The 6,446-nt window shown below is 68.7% G+C and carries 4 protein-coding genes; 1 reads left to right on the top strand and 3 read right to left on the bottom strand.

Going from position 1 to position 6,446, the window contains the following annotated elements:
- Window positions 1-109: 109 nt before the first annotated feature.
- The 3 genes from AC3ET4_RS20815 to AC3ET4_RS20805 form a co-directional block, all read right to left on the bottom strand.
- The gene (locus tag AC3ET4_RS20815; RefSeq protein ID WP_431951557.1) at window positions 110-1,399 is read right to left on the bottom strand and encodes an MFS transporter; all 1,290 of its coding nucleotides are present in this window, start codon (window positions 1,397-1,399) and stop codon (window positions 110-112) included.
- Between the two features lie 99 nt (window positions 1,400-1,498).
- On the bottom strand, window positions 1,499-2,581 hold the full coding sequence (locus tag AC3ET4_RS20810) for an inositol-3-phosphate synthase (RefSeq protein WP_431951555.1): 1,083 nt from the start codon (window positions 2,579-2,581) through the stop codon (window positions 1,499-1,501).
- Between the two features lie 23 nt (window positions 2,582-2,604).
- Entirely contained in the window at window positions 2,605-3,255 is a 651-nt protein-coding gene (locus AC3ET4_RS20805; RefSeq protein WP_431951553.1) for a PadR family transcriptional regulator, read from the bottom strand.
- A gap of 770 nt (window positions 3,256-4,025) precedes the next feature.
- On the opposite strand from AC3ET4_RS20805, the gene AC3ET4_RS20800 reads away from it, so the two are divergent.
- Window positions 4,026-6,380 carry a transglycosylase domain-containing protein gene (locus AC3ET4_RS20800; protein ID WP_431951559.1) on the top strand — a complete coding sequence of 785 codons (2,355 nt, stop codon included), beginning with the start codon at window positions 4,026-4,028 and terminating at the stop codon, window positions 6,378-6,380.
- Window positions 6,381-6,446: the final 66 nt, after the last annotated feature.

Below are 6,446 nucleotides of genomic sequence, written 5' to 3'. Positions count from 1 at the left end.
GGGGGGGGGGGGGTGGTGTTCAAAGCAAAACACCCCCCCGCGGTCATGGCGGCGAACTGAAGACGCCGGTTTCACGTGAAACAGGTGGAGGCGCGGTGGTCGCGTTGTTTCACGTGAAACGACGCTGATGTGCGGCGATGCCCAGCGCCACCGCCGCGTACACCGCCGAGAGGACGAGGAGGAGCCCGGCGGAGCGGCCGTCGGGCGGGAGGACCAGCGCACAGACGGCCGCGGCGCCGACGAAGGAGACGTTGAACAGCACGTCGTAGAGGGAGAAGATCCTCCCCCGGTAGGCGTCGTCGATCGAGGACTGGACCACCGTGTCCGTGGCGATCTTCGCTCCCTGGGTGGCCAGGCCCAGCACGAAGGCCGCCGCGATCACCGGCCCCGGCTCGAAGGTGAGGCCCAGTACGGGGAGCAGGACGGCGGCCGAACTCGCGCAGACGGTGATCCACCCGAAGGTGCCGAAACGCCCGGTGGCCCACGGGGTGATGACGGCCGCCGTAAAGAAGCCGGCGCCCGAGACGGCGACCGCCAGGCCGAGCAGTGCCAGTCCGTCGGCCGTCGCGTGGTCCGCGCCACCCGACCCCGACCAGGCGTAGCGGCAGAGCATCAGCACCGTCACCGTGAGTCCGCCGTAGCAGAAGCGCATCGCGGTCATCGCGGCCAGGGCGCGGGCCGCGGGCGGCCGTCGGCGCAGATGCCCCAGTCCGTGCACCAGACCGCGGAAGGTGCTCAGCAGCGCCTCGCCGACGCGCGGCTGGACACGGGACGGGTCCGGTCCCAGCAGATCCCGTCCGAGGGCGAGCGCGGCGAGCCCGGCGCAGAGATAGACGACGGCGGCCAGCCCCACGACCAGGGCGTCGGAGGCAGGGCCCTCGGCCACCACCAGATGCACCAGGAAGGTCGCTCCGCCGCCCGCCGTGGCGGCGAGCGTTCCGGCGGTCGGGGAGAGCGCGTTCGCCATGACCAGGCGCTCACCGTCGACGACGCGGGGCAGGGCGGCCGACAGACCGGCGAGAACGAAGCGGTTGACGCCGGTGACCGACAGAGCCGACAGATAGAAGAGCCAGTCCGGGACACGCAGCAGCACCAGGCCGGCCGTGCCGAGACAGAGCGCGGCCCGCAGCAGATTGCAGTGGAGGAGGACCTGCCGGCGCCGCCAACGGTCCAGGAGAACGCCCGTGAACGGTCCCAGGAGCGAGTACGGCAGCAGCAGGACCGCCACCGCGGAGGCGATGGCGGTCGGCGAGGTCTGCTTCTCCGGGGAGAAGACCACATAGGTCGCCAGCGCCACCTGGAAGACCCCGTCGGCGAGCTGGGAGAGCAACCGCACCGTCAGCAGCCGGCGGAAGTCGCGGAAGCGCAGCAGCAGACGGAGATCACGGACTACGGGCATGCACACACCCTCACATGACGAACAGGCCCCCGGATGCCGTATCCGGGGGCCTGCGCGGTCACGTCGTACGACGAGCGGAGACGGAGGTCACGCCGCCGTTCAGCGCTCGACCTCGCCGCGGATGAACTTCTCCACGTTCTCGCGGGCCTCGTCGTCGAAGTACTGCACCGGCGGGGACTTCATGAAGTAGGAGGACGCCGACAGGATCGGGCCGCCGATGCCGCGGTCCTTGGCGATCTTCGCCGCGCGCAGCGCGTCGATGATGACACCCGCGGAGTTCGGGGAGTCCCAGACCTCGAGCTTGTACTCCAGGTTCAGAGGGACGTCGCCGAAGGCGCGGCCCTCGAGGCGAACGTACGCCCACTTGCGGTCGTCCAGCCAGGCCACGTAGTCCGAGGGGCCGATGTGGACGTTCTTCGCGCCCAGGTCGCGGTCGGGGATCTGCGAGGTGACGGCCTGGGTCTTGGAGATCTTCTTGGACTCCAGGCGCTCACGCTCGAGCATGTTCTTGAAGTCCATGTTGCCGCCGACGTTCAGCTGCATGGTGCGCTCGACGATGACACCGCGGTCCTCGAAGAGCTTGGTCAGCACGCGGTGCGTGATGGTGGCGCCGACCTGCGATTTGATGTCGTCACCGACGATCGGCACACCGGCCTCGGTGAACTTGTCCGCCCACTCCTTGGTGCCGGCGATGAACACCGGGAGGGCGTTGACGAAGGCGACCTTGGCGTCGATGGCGCACTGCGCGTAGAACTTCGCCGCGTCCTCGGACCCCACCGGCAGGTAGCAGACGAGCACGTCGACCTGGCGGTCCTTGAGGACCTGCACCACGTCGACCGGCTCCTCGGCGGACTCCTCGATGGTCTCGCGGTAGTACTTGCCGAGACCGTCCAGGGTGTGGCCGCGCTGGACCGTCACGCCCTTCTGCGGGACGTCGCAGATCTTGACGGTGTTGTTCTCGCTGGCGCCGATGGCGTCCGCGAGGTCGAGACCGACCTTCTTCGCGTCCACGTCGAAGGCGGCGACGAACTCGACGTCACGCACGTGGTAGTCGCCGAACTGCACGTGCATGAGGCCGGGCACGCGGCTGTCCGGGTCGGCGTCCTTGTAGTACTCGACACCCTGCACCAGCGAGGCGGCGCAGTTGCCCACGCCAACGATGGCTACGCGAACCGAACCCATTCCGGTTGCTCCCTGTGTTCTCGTCACGCGGGTCCCCGGCGCGTGCCGGGTCCGCCGTTTTCCTGTTGGTTGTCCTGCTCGGCATCGGCGGACGGAGCGGCCGGGGGCTGCTTGCCGCGCCCTGCCCGCTCGGTCTCGATCAGCTCGTTCAGCCAGCGGACCTCTCGCTCCACCGACTCCATGCCGTGCCGCTGCAGCTCGAGCGTGTAGTCGTCGAGCCGCTCACGGGTACGCGCGAGGGACGCGCGCATCTTCTCCAGACGTTCCTCGAGACGGCTGCGCCGCCCCTCGAGGACACGCATCCGTACGTCCCTGGACGTCTGGCCGAAGAAGGCGAAGCGAGCCGCGAAGTGCTCGTCCTCCCACGCGTCAGGGCCGGAGTGGGCGAGGAGCTCCTCGAAGTGCTCCTTGCCGGCCGCCGTCAACCGGTACACGATCTTCGCCCGTCGGCCGGCGAGCGGCGCGGCGAGCGGATCGGGCTCAGGGCCGGTCTCCTCGACCAGATAGCCCTGATTGACCAGTGTCTTGAGGCAGGGGTAGAGGCTGCCGTAGCTGAACGCGCGGAACACACCGAGTGACGTGTTGAGCCGCTTGCGCAGCTCGTAGCCGTGCATCGGGGATTCGCGCAGCAGGCCCAGGACGGCGAACTCAAGGATACCGGAGCGCTTGCTCATGCCCTCGCTCCCCTCCCGTCCGTGTCCTCGTCGCCTCTTATCTCGCCGTGATGTATCGGCTCGATACATCGAGACGATAGAACGAGTTCCCGGGCACGGCAAGGCGCCCCGCGGTGACTGGCGTCACATCGCGAAATCCGTCCTCTGTCAACTGCCCGGAATGTGACGAACTTCTGACTAACGCATCTTTTGTCCCTGCGTACTCTGTTCGCCATGCAGAGCACTGGGAACCGAGTGACGTCAGTGAGCGTCCCTGTCGCCGGTGCAGTGCGGGCATCGCACGCCGGGGGGACCGGAAAACCAACTGCCGCTTCAGGCGATTCCGCCTGTCCTAGGAGTAGCTGTTCATGAGCGAGCACCGTCGCAAGCCGCCGCAGTCGCCCGGCGACGGCCGGGCAGCCGCCCGGCGCGGCGCGCAGCAGCAGCCCCCGCCGCCCGGCGGTCGGCGGGCCGCTGGGCCACCGAGGCCGCAGCCGTACGGCACGCAAGGAACCGGTTCGGGGCAGGGATACGGCCCGGGCCAGGGGATGGGGCACGGCCCCCATCCGGGGGCGGGCGCGGGGAGCCGTGCGAGCGCCGGCGGCCGGGCCCACGGGGCCGAGCCGCCGTACCAGGGACGTGCCGCCGCCCGCCGTGCGGCCCAGGCCACGCAGAGGGGCGGCCGCCGCCGTGCCGCCACGGGCGGGCAGGGCGGCCGCGGCGGAGGACAGCCCCCGAAGAAGCGCATCATCGACTATCCGCGGTGGGGGAAGGACGGATGGCGTCGCTGGATGCCGTCCTGGAAGCTCGTCTCCGGGCTGTGCCTGTTCCTCTTCGGCAGCATCGTGGCCGTCGGCGGCGTGGGCTACGCCTTGGTGGGCATCCCCGACGAGAACGATGCGGCGAAGTCGGAGAACAACGTCTACCTCTGGGCCGACGGTTCCCGGATGGTCGCCACGGGCGTCGGGGTCAACCGGCAGAACGTGCCGCTCTCCGAGATTCCCAAGGCGATGCAGTTCGCGGTCATCTCGGTGGAGAACAAGACCTTCTGGGACGACTCCGGTGTCGACCCCATGGGTATCGGCCGTGCCTTCTGGAACATGGCCAACGGCGGTGACACCCAGGGTGGTTCGACGATCACCCAGCAGTTCGTCAAGAACACCTATCTCAGCCAGGACCAGACGGTCAGCCGCAAGTTCAAAGAGCTCTTCATCTCGATAAAGGTGGGCGCGAAGCTCGGCAAGCCGCAGATCCTGCAGGGCTACCTGAACACCTCGTACTACGGCCGGAACGCCTACGGCATCCAGGCGGCGGCGCAGACCTACTACGGCGTCGACGCCAAGGATCTGAGCCCCAGCCAGTGCGCGTTCCTCGCGGCGCTGCTCAAGGGCCCGACCTACTATGACCCGGCCGGCAACGTCAACCTGGACTCGAGTGCGACGCCCGAGAAGAACCGGGCCAACTCGGAGCGCCGGTGGAAGACCATCCTCTCCGAGATGTACAAGGACGGTCACCTGAGCAAGGCCGAGTACGACGAGGCCATCGCCAAGTACCCCGAGCCGCAGGGCCTCAAGGCGACCAAGGGGATGACCGGCCAGATCAGCTACCTGGTCGACACGGCCAAGCGCTACGTGCTGGCCCACTCCGACATCAGCCGGACGGAGCTGGACAAGGGCGGCTACACGATCCGCACGACCTTCGACAAGAAGAAGGTCGACGCGCTGGCCGCCGCGGTCAAGAAGGTCGAGAAGGCGAACATCAAGCCGGACAAGCGGGAGCTGGACAAGCACGTCCAGTTCGGCGCCGCGTCGGTGAAGCCCAACGACGGGGCGATCGTCGCCCTCTACGGTGGCGCGGGTTTCGAGAACAACCACTTCACCAACAACGCCGACACCCTGGGCGTCCCGGTCGGTTCGACCTGGAAGCCGTTCGTGCTGGCAGCCGCCATGGAGTACGGCACCTACCGCTCGGACGGCGAGGGCATCTCGCCGATGAGCCTCTACAACGGCAACGACCACATCAAGATCAAGCGGCCCGACGGCACCTACGTGCTGAACAAGGACAACACGCCCTTCTACCAGGAGAACGAGAGCGACGCGAAGAACGGCTACATCACGCTGCGCAAGGCGATGGAGCAGTCCATCAACACGCCGTTCGTGCAGCTCGGCATGGACGTGGGCATGGACAAGGTGGCCGCCGTCGCCGAGAAGTCCGGCGTCCTGAAGTCCTCCATGGCCAGCCAGAACGCGTCGTTCGCCCTCGGTACGTCCACCCCGAGCGCGATCCGCATGGCCGACGCCTACGCGACCTTCGCCGCCTCCGGCAAGCACGCGGACCCGTACTCGGTCACCTCGGTGAAGAAGGACGGGGTGGAGGTCCCCGGCTTCAAGAAGCCCAAGGTCTCCCAGGCGATGCCGCCCGAGGTGGCCGACAACGTCACCGACGTCCTGGAGAACGTGATCCAGAACGGTACGGGTTTCCGCGCCAAGGAGCTCGGCCGCAAGGCGGCCGGCAAGACCGGTACGACCGACAGCAACAAGTCGGCGTGGTTCGTCGGGTACACCCAGCAGCTGTCCACGGCCGTGGCGATGTTCCGTGAGGACCCCAAGAGCCACAGTCTGCTGTCCATGAACGGCACGGCAGGCGTCGAGTCCATCCACGGTGGTGACATCCCGACCGAGGTCTGGACCGCGTACATGAAGGAGGCGGTGACGGGCCCCGACAGCGGCTTCCCGGACGCCCCGAAGATCGGCAAGATCCACAACGGGGAAGGCGCCTCGGTGTCGCCGAGCCCCTCGGTCTCGGCCACCCCGACGGAGACGCCGACCGCGCCGGTGACCCCGACCCACACGCAGCCGGAGGTCCCGGAGACGCCGACGAAGTCGCCGGAGTGCAAGCCCTGGCAGTGGCAGTGCCAGGACGGCGGTGCCACGGACGGCGGTGCCACGGACGGCGGCGCTACGGACGGCGGCGTGACGGATGGCGGCGTGACGGATGGCGGCGGCACGGACGGCGGCGGCACGGACGGCGGCGTGACGGACGGCGGTGCCACGGACGGCGGGACGACTCCCACGGGGACCCCGACCGCCACATCGACCCGTGGGGGAGGCAAGAACGGCGGACTGCTCGGAGGTCCGGGCGGTTGACCGCCCCGGGTAGTGCCGAGCAGTGAATCCGCGGCCGCGGAGGGCACCGTGCCCTCCGCGGCCGCG

The sequence above is a fragment of the Actinacidiphila sp. bgisy167 genome, assembly GCF_057707665.1.
This window is presented reverse-complemented; position numbering and strand designations above follow the sequence as displayed.

Coding starts and splice junctions, on each gene's coding strand:
- AC3ET4_RS20815 (WP_431951557.1), bottom strand. CDS start 1,399: ATGCCCGTAGTCCGTGATCTCCGTCTGCTGCTGCGCTTCCGCGACTTC.
- AC3ET4_RS20810 (WP_431951555.1), bottom strand. CDS start 2,581: ATGGGTTCGGTTCGCGTAGCCATCGTTGGCGTGGGCAACTGCGCCGCC.
- AC3ET4_RS20805 (WP_431951553.1), bottom strand. CDS start 3,255: ATGAGCAAGCGCTCCGGTATCCTTGAGTTCGCCGTCCTGGGCCTGCTG.
- AC3ET4_RS20800 (WP_431951559.1), top strand. CDS start 4,026: ATGCCGTCCTGGAAGCTCGTCTCCGGGCTGTGCCTGTTCCTCTTCGGC.